At 65.4% G+C, this 17,933-nt stretch carries 13 protein-coding genes; 7 read left to right on the top strand and 6 right to left on the bottom strand.

The window, feature by feature from the left end; translation table 11 throughout:
* The first annotated feature begins 34 nt into the window (after positions 1-34).
* A complete protein-coding gene (locus C458_RS02530; RefSeq protein WP_008572932.1) occupies positions 35-1,585 on the top strand; it encodes a glycoside hydrolase family 28 protein in 1,551 nt (516 codons plus the stop codon).
* Between the two features lie 46 nt (positions 1,586-1,631).
* Here C458_RS02530 and C458_RS02525 read toward each other — a convergent pair whose 3' ends face one another.
* On the bottom strand, positions 1,632-3,008 hold the full coding sequence (locus C458_RS02525) for a DUF362 domain-containing protein (RefSeq protein WP_008572929.1): 1,377 nt from the start codon (positions 3,006-3,008) through the stop codon (positions 1,632-1,634).
* A gap of 23 nt (positions 3,009-3,031) precedes the next feature.
* Positions 3,032-4,180 (bottom strand): Gfo/Idh/MocA family protein, encoded by a 1,149-nt coding sequence (locus C458_RS02520; protein ID WP_008572927.1) that lies wholly within the window; start codon positions 4,178-4,180, stop codon positions 3,032-3,034.
* 377 nt (positions 4,181-4,557) lie between these two features.
* Here C458_RS02520 and C458_RS02515 point away from each other — a divergent pair, with 377 nt between their 5' ends.
* The 3 genes from C458_RS02515 (at position 4,558) to C458_RS02505 (ending at position 8,740) form a co-directional block, all read left to right on the top strand.
* Positions 4,558-6,672: a pectate lyase gene (locus C458_RS02515; protein ID WP_192815223.1), complete on the top strand. Its 2,115-nt coding sequence runs from the start codon at positions 4,558-4,560 to the stop codon at positions 6,670-6,672.
* Between the two features lie 84 nt (positions 6,673-6,756).
* Positions 6,757-7,863 (top strand): Gfo/Idh/MocA family protein, encoded by a 1,107-nt coding sequence (locus C458_RS02510; protein WP_008572923.1) that lies wholly within the window; start codon positions 6,757-6,759, stop codon positions 7,861-7,863.
* A gap of 109 nt (positions 7,864-7,972) precedes the next feature.
* Positions 7,973-8,740, top strand: coding sequence for an IclR family transcriptional regulator (locus tag C458_RS02505; protein ID WP_004041222.1), 768 nt, complete (start codon positions 7,973-7,975; stop codon positions 8,738-8,740).
* 376 nt (positions 8,741-9,116) lie between these two features.
* Here C458_RS02505 and C458_RS02500 read toward each other — a convergent pair whose 3' ends face one another.
* The 3 genes from C458_RS02500 to ade form a co-directional block, all read right to left on the bottom strand.
* Entirely contained in the window at positions 9,117-9,911 is a 795-nt protein-coding gene (locus tag C458_RS02500) for an IclR family transcriptional regulator (protein WP_008572921.1), read from the bottom strand.
* Between the two features lie 321 nt (positions 9,912-10,232).
* Positions 10,233-11,399, bottom strand: coding sequence for a BMP family ABC transporter substrate-binding protein (locus C458_RS02495; RefSeq protein ID WP_008572919.1), 1,167 nt, complete (start codon positions 11,397-11,399; stop codon positions 10,233-10,235).
* 165 nt (positions 11,400-11,564) lie between these two features.
* Positions 11,565-13,244, bottom strand: a complete 1,680-nt coding sequence (gene ade / locus C458_RS02490; RefSeq protein ID WP_008578932.1) for an adenine deaminase — start codon at positions 13,242-13,244, stop codon at positions 11,565-11,567.
* 196 nt (positions 13,245-13,440) lie between these two features.
* On the opposite strand from ade, the gene C458_RS02485 reads away from it, so the two are divergent.
* From C458_RS02485 to C458_RS02475, 3 genes are read left to right on the top strand one after another with little or no spacing between them, the layout of a single operon-like run.
* The gene (locus tag C458_RS02485) at positions 13,441-15,084 is read left to right on the top strand and encodes an ABC transporter ATP-binding protein (RefSeq protein ID WP_049897137.1); all 1,644 of its coding nucleotides are present in this window, start codon (positions 13,441-13,443) and stop codon (positions 15,082-15,084) included.
* The gene (gene tsgB13, locus C458_RS02480) at positions 15,084-16,226 is read left to right on the top strand and encodes a glucose ABC transporter permease TsgB13 (protein WP_008572912.1); all 1,143 of its coding nucleotides are present in this window, start codon (positions 15,084-15,086) and stop codon (positions 16,224-16,226) included. The genes C458_RS02485 and tsgB13 overlap by 1 nt, the downstream gene beginning before the upstream one ends.
* Positions 16,220-17,212: an ABC transporter permease gene (locus tag C458_RS02475; protein WP_008572911.1), complete on the top strand. Its 993-nt coding sequence runs from the start codon at positions 16,220-16,222 to the stop codon at positions 17,210-17,212. Before tsgB13 ends, C458_RS02475 begins: the two co-directional genes overlap by 7 nt.
* A 342-nt stretch (positions 17,213-17,554) precedes the next feature.
* Here C458_RS02475 and C458_RS02470 read toward each other — a convergent pair whose 3' ends face one another.
* Entirely contained in the window at positions 17,555-17,770 is a 216-nt protein-coding gene (locus tag C458_RS02470) for a hypothetical protein (protein WP_049897136.1), read from the bottom strand.
* Between the last annotated feature and the right edge of the window lie 163 nt (positions 17,771-17,933).

Raw genomic sequence — 17,933 nt, 5'->3', positions numbered from 1 at the left:
AACGTTTATCAATTCGCTCGCGGATGCTTGAGGCGTGACCCTCGAACAGCGGAACGTGCGCGACTACGGTATCGACGACGACGGTTCGCTCGACACGGCGGCGATTCAGGCGGCGCTCGACGACTGCGCCGGAACGGGCGGCGAGGTGTATCTCCCGCCGGGGACGTACCGGAGCGCCCCGCTCCGCGTCGGCGACGACACGACGTTCAGGCTGGCCAACGGCGCGGAACTCCGGTTCGTCCAGGACTTCACTGAGTTCCCGACGGTCGAGAGCCGCTGGGAGGGGTGGAATCAGGACGGCTTCCACCCGTGTCTCCATGTGGCCGACGCCGCGAACGTCACCATCACCGGCGAGGGCGTCATCGACGGCGGCGGCTCCTACTGGTGGGAGTTCGTGTCGGTACCGCCCGAGCAGTACCCCTCCGAACTCACCGAGCGACTCGAAGCGATTCGGAGCGGCAACAAACAGGACGCGGTGAGCACGTTCACGGTGCGACCGCCGCTGCTCCAAATCGACGGCTGCGAGAACGTGACCGTCTCCGGCGTGACGCTCCGGAACTCCCCGTTTTGGAACACGCACGTGGTCTACTCCGACGACGTGACGATTCACGACGTGTCGATTCGGAACCCGCCGGACGCCCCGAACGGCGACGGCATCGACATCGACTCCTCGCGCTTCGTCAGGGTCAGCGACACCCACATCGACGCCGGCGACGACGCCATCTGCCTGAAGTCCGGCAAGGACGAGGAGGGCCGCGAGGTCGGTCGCCCGACGGAGAACGTCGTCGTGACCAACTGCACGGTCGAACACGGCCACGGCGGCGTCGTCATCGGGAGCGAGACGGCCGGCGACGTGCGGCACGTCACCGTCACGAACTGCACGTTCACCGACACCGACCGCGGCATCCGCATCAAATCCAAGCGCGGCCGCGGCGGGACGGTCGAGGACCTCCGGTTCGACACCATCGTCATGCGCCGCGTCGCCTGCCCGTTCGTCATCAACGGCTACTACCAGACGGACATCGACAGCGACCCCGAGCCAGTTACCGAGGCGACGCCGAACGTCCGCAACGTCGACTTCCACCACATCACCGCCGAAGAAGTCGAGTCGGCGGCGTTCCTCGCCGGCCTCCCCGAACAGCGGTTCGAGGGCATCTCCTTTACCGACGTGGACATCGACGCGACCCGCCCGTTCGACGCGTCGGACCTCTCGCCGGCGATGGCGAAGGGCTACGACCAGCGCCACGGCGTCTTCTGTAAGTCGCTCGGCAGCGTCTCGTTCCGAGACGTTCGCGTGACGGTCCCCGACGGGAGCGGGACGCCGCTGACCGCGGAAGTGAGTTCGACGGTCGTCCTCGACGGCTTCGAAGCCCAGTCCGACGAGGGGCCGGCGGTCGAGGCGGATGGCGTCGAACACCTCCGAATCGGCGGCTGCGTCGCCCCCGAGGACGGCGAACCGTTCGCGCACGTCCGCGACGGCGCGGCTGGCGCGAATGACGGGGAGTCCTCGGTGCTCCTCGCCGGCAACTACGGCGACATGGCCGAGGCCGTCGTCTCGGTGCAGCCGGAAACGGTCGAGCGGTAGGCGACGCCCGACGAACTCGTTTTTGCGAAAAACGCTCCTGCGCGCTTCAGTCCCGGAGCGACGGCGCGGCGAACTGGCCGTCGTCGAACGCAATCGGCGAGGGTTCTTCGACCACGCGCAGGTCGTCGCGGTCGCGGGCCTCCTCGACGAGCGCCGGCGAGGCGTACAGCCGGTGGAGGTGCATGGTGTCGGCGGCGCGGACGACCCGAACCGTGTCGAGGTCGACGACGCCGATAGTCGAGAGCGCGGCGACGACGCCCGCGCGGTCGGTCTCGACCACGGGCGGGAGCTTCACGCCGCGGATGGTGCTCGCGGTGAGCGCGTTGATGAGCGTCGTCCCCGCGTCCAACTCGGCGGCGATGTCCTCGTGGACCACGTCCGCCGACCCGACGCCCATCGCGTTGCCGTGGGTCTTCTCGGTCAGTCCGTGGGTGTAGATGCGCTTGATGTTCGGCTTCTCGGGGGCGGGCTCGTTGATGGAGAACGGCCGGCGGCCGATGACGTTCGTATCCATCCCCTGCCCGCTGATTTCCTTGCCTTGCCGGTCGAACACGACCAAATCCAGTTCCTCGAACGGGAGCTTCGGCATCAGTTCGTACGCGGTTTCGAGCAGTTCGCGCTCGCGGTCGAGGAAGCCCGACGGCGGGACGCCCTCGACCAGCGTGGTGTCGTCGTGCTGGTCTTCCACGACGGCGACGCCGCCCACGATGGGAAGCGAGTCCAAGAGCTGCTCGGTTATCTCGGGAATCATCCGCCGGAACGACCAGTCTACGGCCCACTTGTGGGCGATCTGCGCGCCGCGCTGTTTGCCCATCCCGATGACGAGCATCTTCGACAGCCCGCTTTCGACCTCGCCGTCGAAGTCGGTGTGGGGCTTGACGCGGTTGACGGGGACGATGGCGTCCGCGGCCGCGGCGTTGGCGTCGGCGACCACGGGCACGTCGCGGTCCGGCGTGCGCCCGACCTCCACGACCTCCATGCTGGACCGAATCTCGCAGCCGATTCGCGCCTCGGTGACGCCGAGTTCGTTCAGCATCTCCCGCTGTCCTTCGCCGGTCGCGCCGCCGTGGCTCCCCATCGCGGGGAAGACGAACGGCTCGTAGCCCGCCTCGGAGACGGCGTCGACGACGCCCGCGACGATGTCTGGTAGGTTCGCGATACCGCGGCTTCCGACGCCGAGTGCGACTTCGCCGCCGTCGGGAACGTCCGCGAACGACAGCGCGCCGACGGCCGTCGCGGCCGCCTCCGCCACCTCGTCTGTCGGAATCGGATTCGTCTCCCAGACCTGTTCGACGATACCTAACTCGGGGAGCGGGGGGTTGCCGCACGCTTCGAGGATAACGTCTTCCGGGACTGAGAGCCAGTCTACGGGGTTCTCGCCGTCATCTGTGTGCATGCGAAACTCGACGGCCGAGTTCGACATAAAACTGTTCGTCGGTGGCGTTCCTACACGCTGAGGTCGTCGAGGACGACACGGCGCCCCTCCTCGGAGGACCGATAGCTCGCCTCGGTGAGTTGGACGCCGCGCGCCCCGGCGGTGAAGTCCCACGGGAACGGCTCGTCGGCGACGACGTGGCGGACGAACTTCTCCCACTGGAGCTTGAACGCGTTCTCGAACACCCGGTTGTTCGGGACGCCCGTCCAGTCCTCGTAGAAGTCGTGTTCCTTCGGCGTGTCGGGGTTCCACTCCGGTTTCGGCGTGTTCGCGTGGCCCTGCGTCTTGCAGTCGCGCAGGCCGGCGACCGCGCTTCCCTCAGTCCCGTCGACCTGAATCTCGAGGAGGTCGTCGCGGTTGACGCGGACGGTCCACGAGGAGTTGAGTTGGGCGACGATGTCGTCTTCCAACTCCATGATGGCGTAGGCGGCGTCGTCGGCGGTCGCCTCGTACGGCTCGCCGTCCTCGTCGATTCGCTCGTCGATGTGGGTCTTCTGGAGACAGCGGACGGACTCCACCTCACCGAACAGGTTCTCCAGCACGTAGCTCCAATGAGAGAACATGTCGTCGACGATGCCGCCGCCGTCCTCGGCGCGGTAGTTCCACGAAGGGCGCTGTGCCTCCTGTCCGTGCCCGGTGAACACCCAGTAGCCGAACTCGACGCGCACCGAGAGGATGTCGCCGAAGAAGTCCTGTTCGATGAGCCGCTGGAGCTTCAACAGCCCCGGCAGCCAGAGTTTGTCTTGGACGATGCCGTGCTTCACGTCGCTCTCCTCGGCCATCCCGGCCACGTCGAGCGCGGCGCTGAGGTCGCTCGCCAGTGGTTTCTCGCAGTAGACGTGCTTTCCGGCATCGATAGCCTTCATCACGCTGTCAGGGCGGCGGGGGGTTATCTGCGAGTCGAAGTACACCTCGTCGTCGCCGTCGAGACACGTTTCGAGGTCGGGGTCGACGGTCCAGCGGTCGATGCCGTGTTCCTCGCTCAGTTCGCGGAGTTTGCGCTCGTTGCGGCCGACGAGAAGCGGGTCCGGCATGACTCGTTCCCCGCTGGAGAGTTCCACGCCGCCCTCCTCGCGTAGCGCGACGATAGAGCGGATGAGATGCTGATTCGTTCCCATCCGGCCGGTCACGCCGTTCATGATGATACCTAGCTCTTGCATGGGCTAACTCGTTGCACCAACCTGCTTGTCGGAGTGTAATAACCTTTTGCATGGTTCCGGGTTCCGCCGTGAACGATTCGCGCGTCTGACCGTCGCCAGCACCGTGAACAGCCGATTCGACGCCGAATGTGAGCGCGGAGCCGACGACGTGCGTGACTCGGGCGACTCCGATTCGAGTATGCCGAACGTTATATATACCACTCTATGTGTTACAAACATACGCTTGTAATATTTCGGGGTTCACCTCGTCATTTCGTCACAGACACCGTTTCATTCGTTCGCCACTCTCGAACTTTATCTACTGCCGTCGCCCCAGTTCGGGGCTACCATAAATTATAACAATCGTTGAATATGTTGTCTGGTCGAGTGATACGCTCATGAACCCTGACAGGAGAACGTTCCTCCGCGTGCTCGGAGCCGGGAGTATCGGTGCGACGACTGCTGGCCTCTTCGGTGGCGGCGCTGCGGCCGCGACCGTGATTTCAATGCGGGGCGGCGGCGACGACATCTGGGGCACGGCCGACGCGTTCCACTACCACTACACGGAACTGAGCGGCGACTTCGATGTCGCCGTCCAGAACGCCGGCATCGACAACGTCGAAAGCTGGACGAAGGCGGGTCCGATGGTCCGCGAGTCGCTCGCCCCCGACTCGAAGAACGTCATGGTCCGCCGGCGACCCAACGGCGAGGCGTCGATGCAGTACCGACCCGAAGACGGCGCTGAGACGGAGAGCGTCGGCGGCACGCCGGCCGACTGGCTCCGACTCAAGCGAAGCGGCGATACGATAGAGACCGCCCGCTCCACGGACGGAGAGACGTGGACCCCGATTAACACGCTCGGAGCCGACGATATCTCGCTGGGCGACAGCGTCTACGTCGGTCTGGCCGTCACGAGCCACCTCTCGGGGACGCTCGCGACGGCGACGTTCCAGAACCTCTCGGGGGTCGACCCCGACCGGAACCGAGACATCGGCGATGTCGATGTTGCGGGGAGCGTGGAGAGTACGGCGGGCGTCCCGCTCGTCTCGACCGGCGGCGTGACCGCCATCGCCTCCGACGCCGCGACCCTCACCGGCGAACTGAGCGACCTCGGCGGTGCCGGTTCCGCGGCGTGTTATTTCGAGTACCGGGAGGTCCCGACCGAGTCGTGGAACACCACGGCATCGACGGAACGCTCCTCGCCGGGCGCGTTCAGCGTCGAGGCCGACGACCTGACGGCACGCCGCTACTACGAGGTTCGCGCGGTGGCCGACACGGCCGACGGAGACACCGCGAGAGGCGCAGTCTCCACGTTCAGCACGCCGAATCCGTCGAACAGCAAGGCCCCGGACAGCGCCGGCTCGGACCGTGCCGGCCCGGACAGCGCGTCGCAGTTCGGACCGAGCGACGGGTTCGCCGAGGCCGCACCGTGGCTCGACGACGACACGCCGGTCATCGTGATAACCGAACCGACCCGCCGCCAACTCGAAAAGGCGGTCACCGTCGACGACGAGCGACTGGTCGTCTTCGAGACCAGCGGCACGGTCGACCTCGGCGTGCGCGACCTGCCGATTCCGTACGACAAGTGCTACATCGCCGGGCAGACCGCTCCCTCGCCGGGCGTCACGTTGGTCAGGGGCCGCGTGAACGTCGCGGCGAGCGACTGCGTCCTCCAGCACGTCCGGGTCCGACTCGGTGACGCGGGAATCGAGGAGCCGACCGAGGACTGGGCGCTCGACACGGTCAACACGGCCGACGAGACGGAGAACAACGTCATCGACCACGTCTCCGCCTCGTGGAGCGTCGACGAGTGTCTCTCGGTCGGCTACGAGACCGCGGACACGACCGTCTCGAACTGCCTCGTCGCCGAGGCGCTCGACGACTCGGTCCACCCGAAAGGCGAACACGGCTACGGGTCGCTCATCGGCAACGACGCGACGAACGTCGCCATGCTGGGGAACGTCTGGGCGTTCAACACCGACCGCCACCCCAGACTCAAGGAGGGAACCGAGAGCGTCGTCGTCAACAACGTGATGTACGACTTCGAGGACGGAACGTGGCTGGACCCCGACACCGAGGCGAGCATCGTCGGCAACGCCTACCGCAAGCCCAACTCGGACAAGGCGAACGTCTTCACCGAGGACGGTGTGGACACGGCCACCGCGTACCTCGAAGACAACGTCACCGACGACGACGTGCCGATGGTCGACGAGAACGTGACCGTCGTCGACGAGCGACCGCTGTGGCCCGACGGACTCGCGGCGATGCCGTCGGACCGGACGTTCGAACACAACCTCGAACACGTCGGCGCGCGCCCGGCCGACCGGACGGCGACCGACGAGCGCATCCTCGAACACGTCGAACTCGGCGCGAGCTATCTCGTCGACAGCCAAAAGCAGGTCGGCGGCTACCCGGACCTCCCGGTCAACAGCCACGAACTGAACGTCCCGAACGGCGGGACTCGACCGTGGCTTCGGTCGTGGTCTCGGCGGGTCGAATCGCCCGACGGCTGACTGCGCGGAGCCGACGCGCCGCCCGCGACCGGCTATATTGCTTGTACCCGCATCTTTTTACATCATTTTCGGTGAACTACGTGTATGAGTGCGAACATCGGATACATCGGTATCGACCACCACCACCGGGACCCCTACTTCGCCGTCGCGAGCGAGTTGGACGCGACGATTACCGCGGTCTGCGAACCCGGACGACGGGTCGACGTGGGGAACATCGCGGCGATGGACGACCGGCCCGACGAAATCACGACCGAGGGACAGGACATGGCGGACCTCGTCGGCGGCGCGGCGGTGTACGAGGACCCTCACGAACTCGTCTCCGACGCCGACATCGACGTGGTGTGGATAACCTACCGGAGCGACGAGACGCCGGCAATCATCGAGAGCGCCGTCGAGAACGGCGTTCACGTCGTCAGCGAGAAACCCATCGCACGGACCGCCGCCGACCTCGAAGATATCGCTGACCGCGCCAACGAGCTCGGCGTGACCGTCTCGCCGACGATGTACTACCGGCGCAACCCCGTCGCGATGACGCTCCGCGACCGGGTTTCGGAGGGCTTCTTCGGTGACGTGTGGACGCTCGACGGCCGCTTCAACGCCAGCCAACTCTCCTACCGGGACACCGACCACTACCTCTACGACCGCGAGACGAGCCGCGGCGGTGCGCTCCAGTGGATTGGACCGCACTGGGTCGACGTGATGCCGTGGGTTCTCGACGACCCCATCGCGCGGGTGAACGCCCGGTTCCACGACGCCGTCGAGGCGGACGTGGAAGCCGGTGCCGTCCTCCAGTTCGAGACCGAAAGCGGGACGCTCGGCACGTACCACACCGGCTACTACCTGAGCGACCGCGGCAAGGACACGCACCTCGGGCTCTACGGCACCGAGGGACAGGCGCTGACGCCGCTGCACCACGACTCGCTCCAGCACGAACCCACGGTCCCGCTCGATATCACCTCGGAGCACCCCGACTGGACCGCCGCGCCGAAGCGGACCGTCGAGTTCGAGTTCACGTACGACCGCTTCCCGGCGTGGGGCGACTTCGTGCAGGACTACTTCGAGGACTACTTCGCGGGCTACGAGACCGGCGACGTGCCCGCGACGGTCGACGACGCCGTGCAACTGCTGCGCGTCCTCGACGCGGCGTACGAGTCCGGCGAGCGCGGCGGGTGGGTCGAAGTCGAGGGGTGACGTCGGTCGACGCCGCCCAGACGCCGCCCAACACCGTCTCGCTGAGACCGCGTCCGCTTAGCCGTTCGACTATCCTGAACTTTAACTATGTAGCCGAAAATATTGGGGTATGCCAACGGATAACTCACCAAAGACGCTCCGGACGACCGCCACCTCGATAGCGATTCTGAAGCAACTCGAAGCGATAGACGGCGCGCGAGTCTCCGAAATCGCCGAGCGGATGGACAAGCCCAAGAGCACGATTCACGGTCACCTCGCGACGCTCAAGCAGGAGCAGTTCGTCATCAAGGAGGGCGATTTCTACTTCATCGGCCCGGAACTACTTCGGTTGGGGAACCAAGTCCGGACGCGGGAACCGGCGTTCGTCCTCGCGCGGCAGTTCACCGAGCGACTGTTCGAAGAGACCCGCCTCCGGTCGATTTTCACCGTCGAGATGGGTGGGAAGGCCGTCTTCCTGCACACCGCCTCGGGGAGCAAGATGGGGTGGTCCCACGAGCAACTCGGCAATCGGTTGTTCCTGCACAACACCGCCGTCGGGAAGGCGATTCTCGCGGAACTCCCCGAGCCGCGCATCGAACAGATACTCGACCGGTGGGGCCTGCCGCAGGAGACGGAAAACACCACCACCGACCGCGAGGCGCTGTTCGAGGAACTGGAGCGCGTCCGCGAGCAGGGCTACGCCGTCAACCGCGCCGAGAACTTCAACGAACTCTACGCCATCGGCGTCGCCGCGACGCGCCGTTCGGGCGACGTTATCGGCGGGTTCAGCGTCACGGGCCCGGCCCACTCGGTGACCGGCGAGGACCGGAAGGCCGAACTCGCACACACGGTCAAAGACATCGTCAGCGAGTTCGAACTGGAACTCGCGCTCGCGTGACTCGGGTTCGAGCGAGCCGAACCCGCGGTCTTCGCCCGCTCTCCTGGCTCGACCGACCGTTACGTTCGTTTCTGCCGAACTTTATGTACTCTCGAATCAGGACTATTTAATGACATAATTTCAACACTTCGTCGCAGCGGATTACGGTCGTAGCTGTGTAAAATCATCTGCCGTTCCCGCATCCGTGCCATCGCGTACGGTGTATTGTACGGTAATAACACATTCGTGCGGGTGTGATGAATCAACCCCAACAGAGCGTGCTGATGTCGGTGGTATTGGATATTCTCCAAGGCAATGCAAGATAAATATCGCGGAATCTCTACACGACTCCCGTTTGGAAGCGCGTTCGAGCATTACGAACGCCCCGTCCCATCGACTACGACTTCGTGTTCATGTTGATGTTGACCTCGATGACGTTCGCGGACTGCGTGACGAGTTTCGGGACGTGCTCTTGGAACTGCTCGCCTTGCAGGAGACTGGTCGGGCCCGACACGCTCACCGAACCGAGCACCCGCCCGCTCGGGTCTTCGATTGGCGCACCGATGGCGCGAAACCCTCTGATTTCCTCTTCGTCGTTGTACGCGTAGCCGCGCTCGCGAATCTGTTCGAGTTCGTCGAACAGCGCCTCGCGGTCGGTGATAGTGGCTTTCGTCTGCGCAGGGAGTCCGCGTTGCTCGATGATTTCTTCGACTCGCTCGTCGGGAAGGGCGGCCAAAATCGCCTTTCCGGAGGCGGTGTAGTGGAGGTGGTCTTGGCTCTGTACCTTCTCGGTCTGGTACTCTCCATCGACGCTCGTGTCCCCCTTCACCTGGTAGAGGTTGACCCCGTAGCCGTTCTCCTCGGTGACGATGTGCGTGTACTGGTCGGTCTCCGCCGCGAGTTTTTCGACCTCCGGCTTACCGTATCGGTACAGCGGGCTCTGATTCCGCGCGTACTCTCCGAGGACGGTGAATTTGAACGCGAATCGGTAGCGGTTCCCGCGCTGGACGAGCAAGCCGTTTTCCTCCAGCGTCCTGAGATGGATGTACGCCGTGCTCTTCGAGATGTCCAAATAGTCGGAGAGCTCCGAAACACCGATTCCATCGCAGTCTTTGACGGCGTCGAGAACCCGTGACGCCGTCGTGACCGTCTTCAGCGTCCGTGGCCCCCCTTTTTGCCCCGTCTGTTTCATAGTCTGGTTGTGTCACTCCTCCTGTATTAACGTTCGCCTATGTTAACTATACGATGCTACATGAATATGTATGTACGGTAAATGCACTATATTTGGCCTTATCCTCATATTTCGGTCTAAGGGTGGTCTGTCCGTTCTCGGACTCCGCGAAATTCGTTTACCATAGCCGAACGCAGTGACTCCGGGTCGCCGGCGGCGGGGGCGTGGCCCTCGTTGTCTGCGGTAGTTCGCGGCCGCAAAAAGTGCGCTGCGGGTTGGCATACTCCTCCGTCGGTCGGTCGTCGTCGTCGTGCTCCGCCGCGCATCCCCGGCAGACGCGGATTAGCTCGGTACTTCGCCTTCGACGCCCTCGACGAAACTGCTCATCTCTTGGAAGAGGAACTCGTCGCTTTCCCCCTCGAACGTGCTGCCTGCCCACACGTCGAGTTCGTCGTTCAGGATTTGCTCTTCCGTCGCGGCGACCTGGTCTTTGACCTCCTGTGAGACGTTCGGTCCCCACTCGTCGAGCATCGGAACGCCCGTCTCCATCCCGCCCCAGAACGCATCGGCTTCCCACGACCCCTCGTGGAGCGATTCGAGGGTCGGACCGTAGAACTCGGTCCAGTCCCAAATCGGTGAGATGAGGTAGTTCTCACCGCCGAACTGCCCCATCGGAGCGTTGTACCCTGATGTCCAGACGCCGGCGTCGCTGGCGGCCCTGACCGCCGCCGGCGAGTCCTGCTCTTGGGCGATGACGTCACAGCCCTCGTCGATGAGCGCGTTCGCGGCCTCTCTGGCCGTCGGCGGGTCGAACCAGGCGTTGACCCAGCGAACCTTGAACGTCGCCTCGGGGTTGACGGAGCGCGCGCCCAGCGCCATCGCGTTGATGGACCGAACGACCTCCGGAATCGGGAACGCGGCCACGTAACCGATGGTGTTGTTCTCGGTGACCATTCCGGTGGCCTGTCCGGCCAGATACCGCGGCTCGTAGATACGACCCATGTAGCGACCCATGTTCTCCCGCGTCCGGTAGCCCGTCGCGTGTTCGAACACGGTGTCGGGGTAGTCCTCCGCCACCGCGTACATCGGGTCTTGGTAGCCGAACGTGGTTCCGAATATCACGTCCACGTCCCCTTGGGCGTACTGCTCGAAGACGCGCTCGGAGTCCGAGGGCGCGACGGCCTCCGTGTACTCCGTCTCCAACCAGTCGTACTGCTCGTCGACGGCCTGCCGGGCTTGGTCGTGCGCCCACGACCACCCGAGGTCACCGATCTCGGAGATGTACACCCACGCGGCGTTGACCGTCTCTCCCTCGCTTGCCCCCCCGCCGTCGGTGGTCTCAACGTCGCCGGTCGTCGTTCCACTGGTCGTTCCCTCGCTGGCCGTCGTTTCGCTCACTTCCGTGTCGCCGGTGTCTCCACCGGTACAACCCGCGAGCGTGGTGACGCCGGCGGCACCGAGCGCACTCAGTACGTCTCTCCGCTGAATCGAAGATTCCTCGTCTAACATCGCGTAACCGCTTACTTGTCATTGTAATTTATACTTAAATATTTTCATAATAGTCTAGATAACTATGTCGTCTGGGGACGTTTTTGAACTGTTCGAAACCGGATGTCGTCAAACCCGTATTTGAGGTGGACGAATGACGAATCTGTCCCTTCGGTCGCCCAGAGTTCAGTCCACGACCGTCGGCACGTACTCGAACGACTCCACGTCGACGAGTCCGTTGTTGGTGAGTCGGTACGTCGGAATCACTTCGAGGGCGAGAAACGACAGCGCCATCAGGCCACCGTCGCAGTCGAGCCCGAGGTCGTCGGCGGTCGCCTCGACTGATTCGAACGTCTCCTTTACGGTCCCCAGCGACTCGTCCGACATCAACCCCCCCATCGGAAGCGCCAGCGACGACAGGGCGTCGTCCTCCGGGTCGTACGCCGCGACGCCGCCGCCGACATCCCGGAGGTGGTTCGCCACGGTCGCCATCGAGCCGTGGTCGACGCCGGCGACGATGCAGTTGTGCGCGTCGTGTGCCACCGTCGACCCCACAGCGCCCCGCTCCAGTCCGAGCCCGCGGACGAATCCGCGGCCGACGCCGCCCGCTTCCCCGTGCCGTTCGATGACGGCGAGTGGAAGCACGTCGTCGTCCGCGTTCGCGGTGAGGACCCGTTCCTCGTTGACCGACGCGACGGGAACGTCTGCTTCCGTCCGTCCCGTTTGGAGTCCGCCGACCGCGTCGATGACTCTGACTCGCACGGGGCCGTCCCCCCCGTGTCGCACCGCGAGGTCCGCCGCCGACACCGATTCGAACCTCACGGTGTCGGTCGCTATGGCCGACGCCGGCGGCGCGCCACCACCCTTCGTCGGGTCGACCGCGCCGTCGACGACGACGTGGTCCACCTCCCACGTTCGCAGGTCCGAGAGCAAGACGAGGTCAGCCGGTGCCCCCGGCTGAACCCGCCCGAAGGGGAGCCCGTAGCTCTCGGCGGTGTTGACGGTCGCCATCTGCACCGCCTCCACCGGCTCGACACCCAACCGGATAGCCTTTCGAACCGCGAAGTCGACGCCGCCCCGCTCGACGAGGTCGACGACGTCTCTGTCGTCGGTACACAGCGAGAGCCGCCGACTGTCCACCTCGTCGACGAGACCGACCACGTCCGCGAGGTTCTTGCTCGCGGAACCCTCCCTGAGGTAGACGCGGAGTCCCGCCTCGACCTTCTCTCGGGCCTCCGCGAGCGTGATGCTCTCGTGGTCGTTGTCGAGGTATCGGGCGACCGTCTGGAGGTTGCTTCCGCGTACCCGGGGCGCGTGTCCGTCGACCGTCAGCCCGCGGGCCCTCGCGGCCCGAATCTTCTCGCGGACGGACTCCTCGCCGGCGACGACGCCGGGAATGTTCATCACTTCGCCCAGCGCGACGACCTCGTCTTCCCCGAGCAGGGCGTCGACGGCCTCGGCATCGAGCGTCGCGCCCGCGTCCTGTAACGTCGTCGCCGGGACCGACGACGGAACGGTAAAGCGGACTTTCAGCGGCGTCCGTGTCGCGTCGGCCATCATCGCCTCGACGCCGGCGACGCCGCTCACGTTCGCAATCTCGTGCGGGTCGTGAATCACGCTCGTGACGCCCCTCGGAACCACCGCGTCGGCGTACTGCGGGAGCGTCACCATCGACGACTCGACGTGCATGTGCGCGTCGATGAGACCGGGCGCGACGTACTCCGCGTCGAGTTCGCGGGCCGCCGGTCGCTCTTCGAGCGCGACGATTCGCCCGTCGTCCACGGCGACGAACGACTCCGAGACGGTCCCCGTGTTGACGTTGACGAGGTTCCCGCTGACGAGGAGGTCAACCGGTTCGTCGCTCATCGTTGCGCTCCGTTCGATTCGGCTATCCGAGTGGCGGTCGGTGTCCACATCGATAGGCGCTCTTGTCGGAGGCGGGATTTATGAATTTCCCCACGTCATCCGAACGCCTCCGAACAGATGGGCACGTCAGCACAAATATTCCTGTCATGAGAACAGTTATCTTGGTGGATTCAATACACTCCTGTGAATATACCACATGACAAGGGAACCATTTCTCCGGATGGAGAACATCGTGAAAGCGTTTCCGGGCGTCGTGGCCAACGACCACATTGACCTCTCCGTCGAGCGCGGTGAAATCCACGGACTCCTCGGCGAGAACGGGGCAGGAAAGAGCACGCTCATGAAGATTCTGTACGGTCTCTACTCGCAGGACAGCGGCGAAATCTCCCTCTCTGGGACGCGGCTTCGGCTGGACTCCCCGCAGGACGCCATCGACGCGGGAATCGGGATGGTCCACCAGCACTTCATGTTGATTCCCCGTCTCACCGTCGCGGAGAACGTCGTCCTCGGCGAGCGCGAGCCGGCGACGCCGTTTCGCCCGGACGCGGGCGGATGGCTCCCGGACGCCGTCCGCTCCAATTCGCTCGTCCAGTCGCTCGCCGGGCGGTTTTCGCTCGGCCTCGACGTTCCGGAGCGGCGCATCCAAGAGCTGGCCGACCGGTACGGCTTCGACATCGACGTGAGCGCGAGAGTCTGGGAGCTGGACGTCGGCCAGCAACAGCGCGTCGAGATTCTCAAGGCGCTGTACCGCGATGTCGACCTGCTCATCCTCGACGAGCCGACGGCCGTGTTGACGCCGACCGAGGCCGACCGCCTTTTTGACTCGCTCGAACGCCTCACCGACGAGGGCGTGTCGATTATCTTCATCACGCACAAGCTCAAGGAGGTCGAAGCGATCGTCGACCGCGTGACCGTCCTCCGCGACGGCGAGAACGTCGGCACCGTCTCCACGTCAGGCGTCTCCCGGGCCGACCTCGCGGAGATGATGGTCGGCCGCGAAGTGCTGTTCCAAGTCGATAGGGAGCGCGTCGAACCCGGCGAGCCGGTCCTCCGGGCGCGGAACGTCTCCGCCACGGACGACCGCGGCATCGAGGCGCTGTCGGATGTCGACCTCACGGTTCGCCGCGGTGAGGTCGTCGGCATCGCCGGCGTCAGCGGCAACGGGCAGACGGAACTCGCGGAAGTCATCGCCGGACTCCGCAATGTCTCCGCGGGCGAACTGACTGTCGACGGGACGGACCTCACGAACGCCTCGCCCCGGACGTTTATCGACAACGGCGTCTCGTTCGTCCCCGAAGATAGAAACCGCTACGGCTCCGCGGGGGACCTTTCTGTGATGCACAACGCGGCGATGAAGGATTTCCGCGAGGACCGCTTCGGGAGCGGGGTGACGCTGGACTACGGTGAACTCCGGGCGCACGCCGAGGCGCTCGTCGAGGCGTTCGACGTTCGCGGCGTCCACGACGTGACCGACGCGACGGCCGGCGACCTCTCGGGCGGTAACTTACAGAAGCTCATCCTCGCCCGAGAAATCTCTCGAGACCCCGATCTCCTCGTCGCGAACCAGCCCACCCGCGGCGTCGACGTCGGCGCGATAGAGTCCATCCGCGAGGCGATTCTCGACCAGCGGACCGAGGGGACCGGCGTGGTGCTGCTCTCGGAGGACCTCGACGAGATTATCGACCTGAGCGACCGCATCCTCGTCGTCTACGAGGGCGAGGTCGTCTACGAGACGACGCCCGAGGACGCCGACCGCGAGCGAATCGGGCTCGAAATGACCGGCGGCGGGGACGCCACCGCGACCCCGGGCGCTCAACTCCGAGGACTCGGTGAGAGCTAATGAACGTCGAACTGCAACTCAATCCCCGTCGAACCGTCCCCGCGTGGCTAGCCTACGGGACGCCGGTACTTACGGTCCTCGCGGCCTTAGCCGTCGGCGGCGTCGCGCTCGTCGCGCTGAACGTTGACCCGGTGGACGCCTACGGCGTGATGTTCGTCGAGACGCTCACCAGCCAGTTCGGCCTCACGGAGGTCCTCGTCAGGGCGGTCCCCCTGATTCTGGCGGGCCTCGCGGTGTATCTCCCGCTGAAGGCGGGGCTGTTCAACATCGGTGCCGAGGGGCAACTCCTCCTCGGCGCGCTCGCCGGTACGTGGGTCGCCGTAAACGTCTCGCTTCCCGCCGTGGTGTTGCTCCCGCTGATGTTTCTCGCCGCCTGCGTCGCCGGCGCGTTCTGGGCGGGCATCCCCGCGTGGCTCCGCGCGAAGTGGGATGTCAACGAGATTATCACCTCGCTTCTGTTGACGTTCGTCGCACAGGAACTCCAGAGCTACCTGCTCCGCGGGCCCATGCAGGGCGGCACCGGGAACTTTCCGCAGTCGGCTCGCTTTTCGGACGCCGCGACGCTCCCGCCGCTCGCCGGACTCGTGCCCGGCGGCGGGTCGATACCGCTCTTCGCGGACGTTCACGCCGGCGTCGTCGTCGTCGCCGCCGCGGTCGTCGCCACGTACGTCGTCATGACCAAGACGCGCCTCGGCTTCGAGGTTACGTTCGTCGGCTCGAACGACGAGGCCGCCCGGCAGGCGGGGATGAGCCGGTACACGGTGTTCCTGTTCGTCTTCCTCCTCGGCGGCGCGTTCGCGGCGCTCGGCGGCATCGCTGAAATTGCCGGCTCGCAGGGGCGGTTCCGCGCCGCCTTCGCCCCCGGCTACGGGTTCACCGCGATTCCCATCGCCCTCCTGGGCCGCAACAGCGCGGTCAAGGTCATGCTCGCCGGGCTGTTTTTCGCCGTCCTGTTCGTCGGCGGGTCGAGCGTCGAGGTCGCCTTCGGCGTCCCCGCGGCGTTGGTCGAAATCATTCAGGCGCTCGTCATCCTCTTTCTCATCACCTCGGAGTTCTTCAAGCGCTACCGAGTCGGCATCGCGTTCGACCGCCCGGCGAGCGGCGTACCGGCCGACGACCAAGGCGGTGATGCCCAGTGGTGAGCTTCGTCGCAGGGCTCCTGAACGCGACGGTGCAGGCCGCGACGGTGCTGTTGTTGGCCGGGCTCGGAGAGCTCATCAGCGAGCGCGCGGGCGTCCTCAACCTCGGCGTGGAGGGGATGATGCTCGTCGGCGCGCTCGGCGGGTTCGTCGTCACCGCGATCACGGGGAACTACTGGCTCGGCTTCGGTGCCGGCATCGTCTTCGGGATGCTGCTCGCGTCCGTCCACGCGTTCCTCTGTATCTCCCTGAAGTCGAATCAGGTGATAAGCGGCGTCATGCTCACGCTGTTGGGGACCGGCCTGACGACGTTCTTCGGGTCGGGCTGGGTCCAAGAGTCCATCACCGGGTTCCCGCAGATGACGCTCCCGCTCGTCGGGCGCTACCTCGTCCACCTCCCGGTCGTCGGCGAGGCGTTCTTCCGTAGCACCGCGACCGACTACCTCGCGCTCCTCGCGGTGCCGGTCGTCTGGTTTTTCCTGTATCGGTCGAACCTCGGTCTCGAAATCATCGCCGTCGGCGAAGACCCCGAGATGGCGGACACCATGGGCGTTCCGGTGTTCAGGCTCCGCTATCTCGCGGTTATCGTCGGCGGCGGCTTCGCCGGGGCCGCCGGCGCGCACCTCTCGCTGGCGTTCTCCCAACTGTGGGTCCCCGGCATGACCGTGGGCCGCGGCTGGATTGCGGTCGCGCTCGTCATCTTCGCCCAGTGGCGTCCCAGCAGGATGCTGGTCGGCGCGTACCTCTTCGGCCTCCTCGACGCGCTCCAACTCCGTTCGCAGTCGCTCTCCCTTGCACTCGACCCGAGCACCCCGTTGGCCGGCGTCATCAACCCGGTCGTGAACACGCTCAGCAATCCGCAGATCATGTCCACGTACCCCTACCTGACGACGATTGCCGTCCTCACGTACGCGGTCATCCGGACCAAGAGCGTCCGCCTCGCGGTCCCCTCCGCGCTGTTGCAGTCGTACAACCGCGAGATGGACTGACCCGAACGCCCGCGGTGATCCGTGCCGCGTCGCGCCCGCGACACGGTGTGGGTCGCGGCCCGCGACGACGGTTCTCGTGTGCCCCTGTTTATCGCGTTTTCCCGTGCAGTCGATTAGTCTCCCCGGGCCGCGGCTGCGATCCGTGACAGTAGTATCGTCGTAATGTTCTTTACATCTCCTATCACACACCGCACAGGTATAATGAATATAATTGCCTATCGCATACCGATCCCGAACGCGCCGCGCTCGCGTCGCTCAGGCGCGTCTCGACGCTTCCGCGATCGCGCTCTCGCGGTGGGTACTGGGTGGACGGAGCGAACTCGTTCGACCCGCCCGGCGGAGCTACAAGCGTCCCATCTCGTCGAGGACGACGCCGACGCCGTGGTCCGGGAGCACCGTCGAGGAGAACACGAGCATCGACACCGGCGGCGATAGCGTGAACAGGGCACCGACGACCCCGGTCTTGAGGTACGCAACCGCGTCGTGGTCGTTGTCGTCCATCCGGAGTGCGCGGCGGAACCCGGCGACGGCTAGGACGAGGCCCAACCCGCCCAACATCGCGTCGACAGCCGCGAGTCGCCGTATTCGCTGGTCAGCGACGAGATTCCGGCGACGTGGTCGGGTTCGACCGCGTGGCTCACGCCGAGGACTCCGGCGGTCGCGAGAACGACCGTGCTCATCGGTTCGCTCCATCGCCGCTCGAGTCCACGCCGTCGCTGTT

The organism is Haloferax sp. ATCC BAA-644, assembly GCF_000336975.1.
Lineage (GTDB): Archaea > Halobacteriota > Halobacteria > Halobacteriales > Haloferacaceae > Haloferax > Haloferax volcanii.
This window is presented reverse-complemented; position numbering and strand designations above follow the sequence as displayed.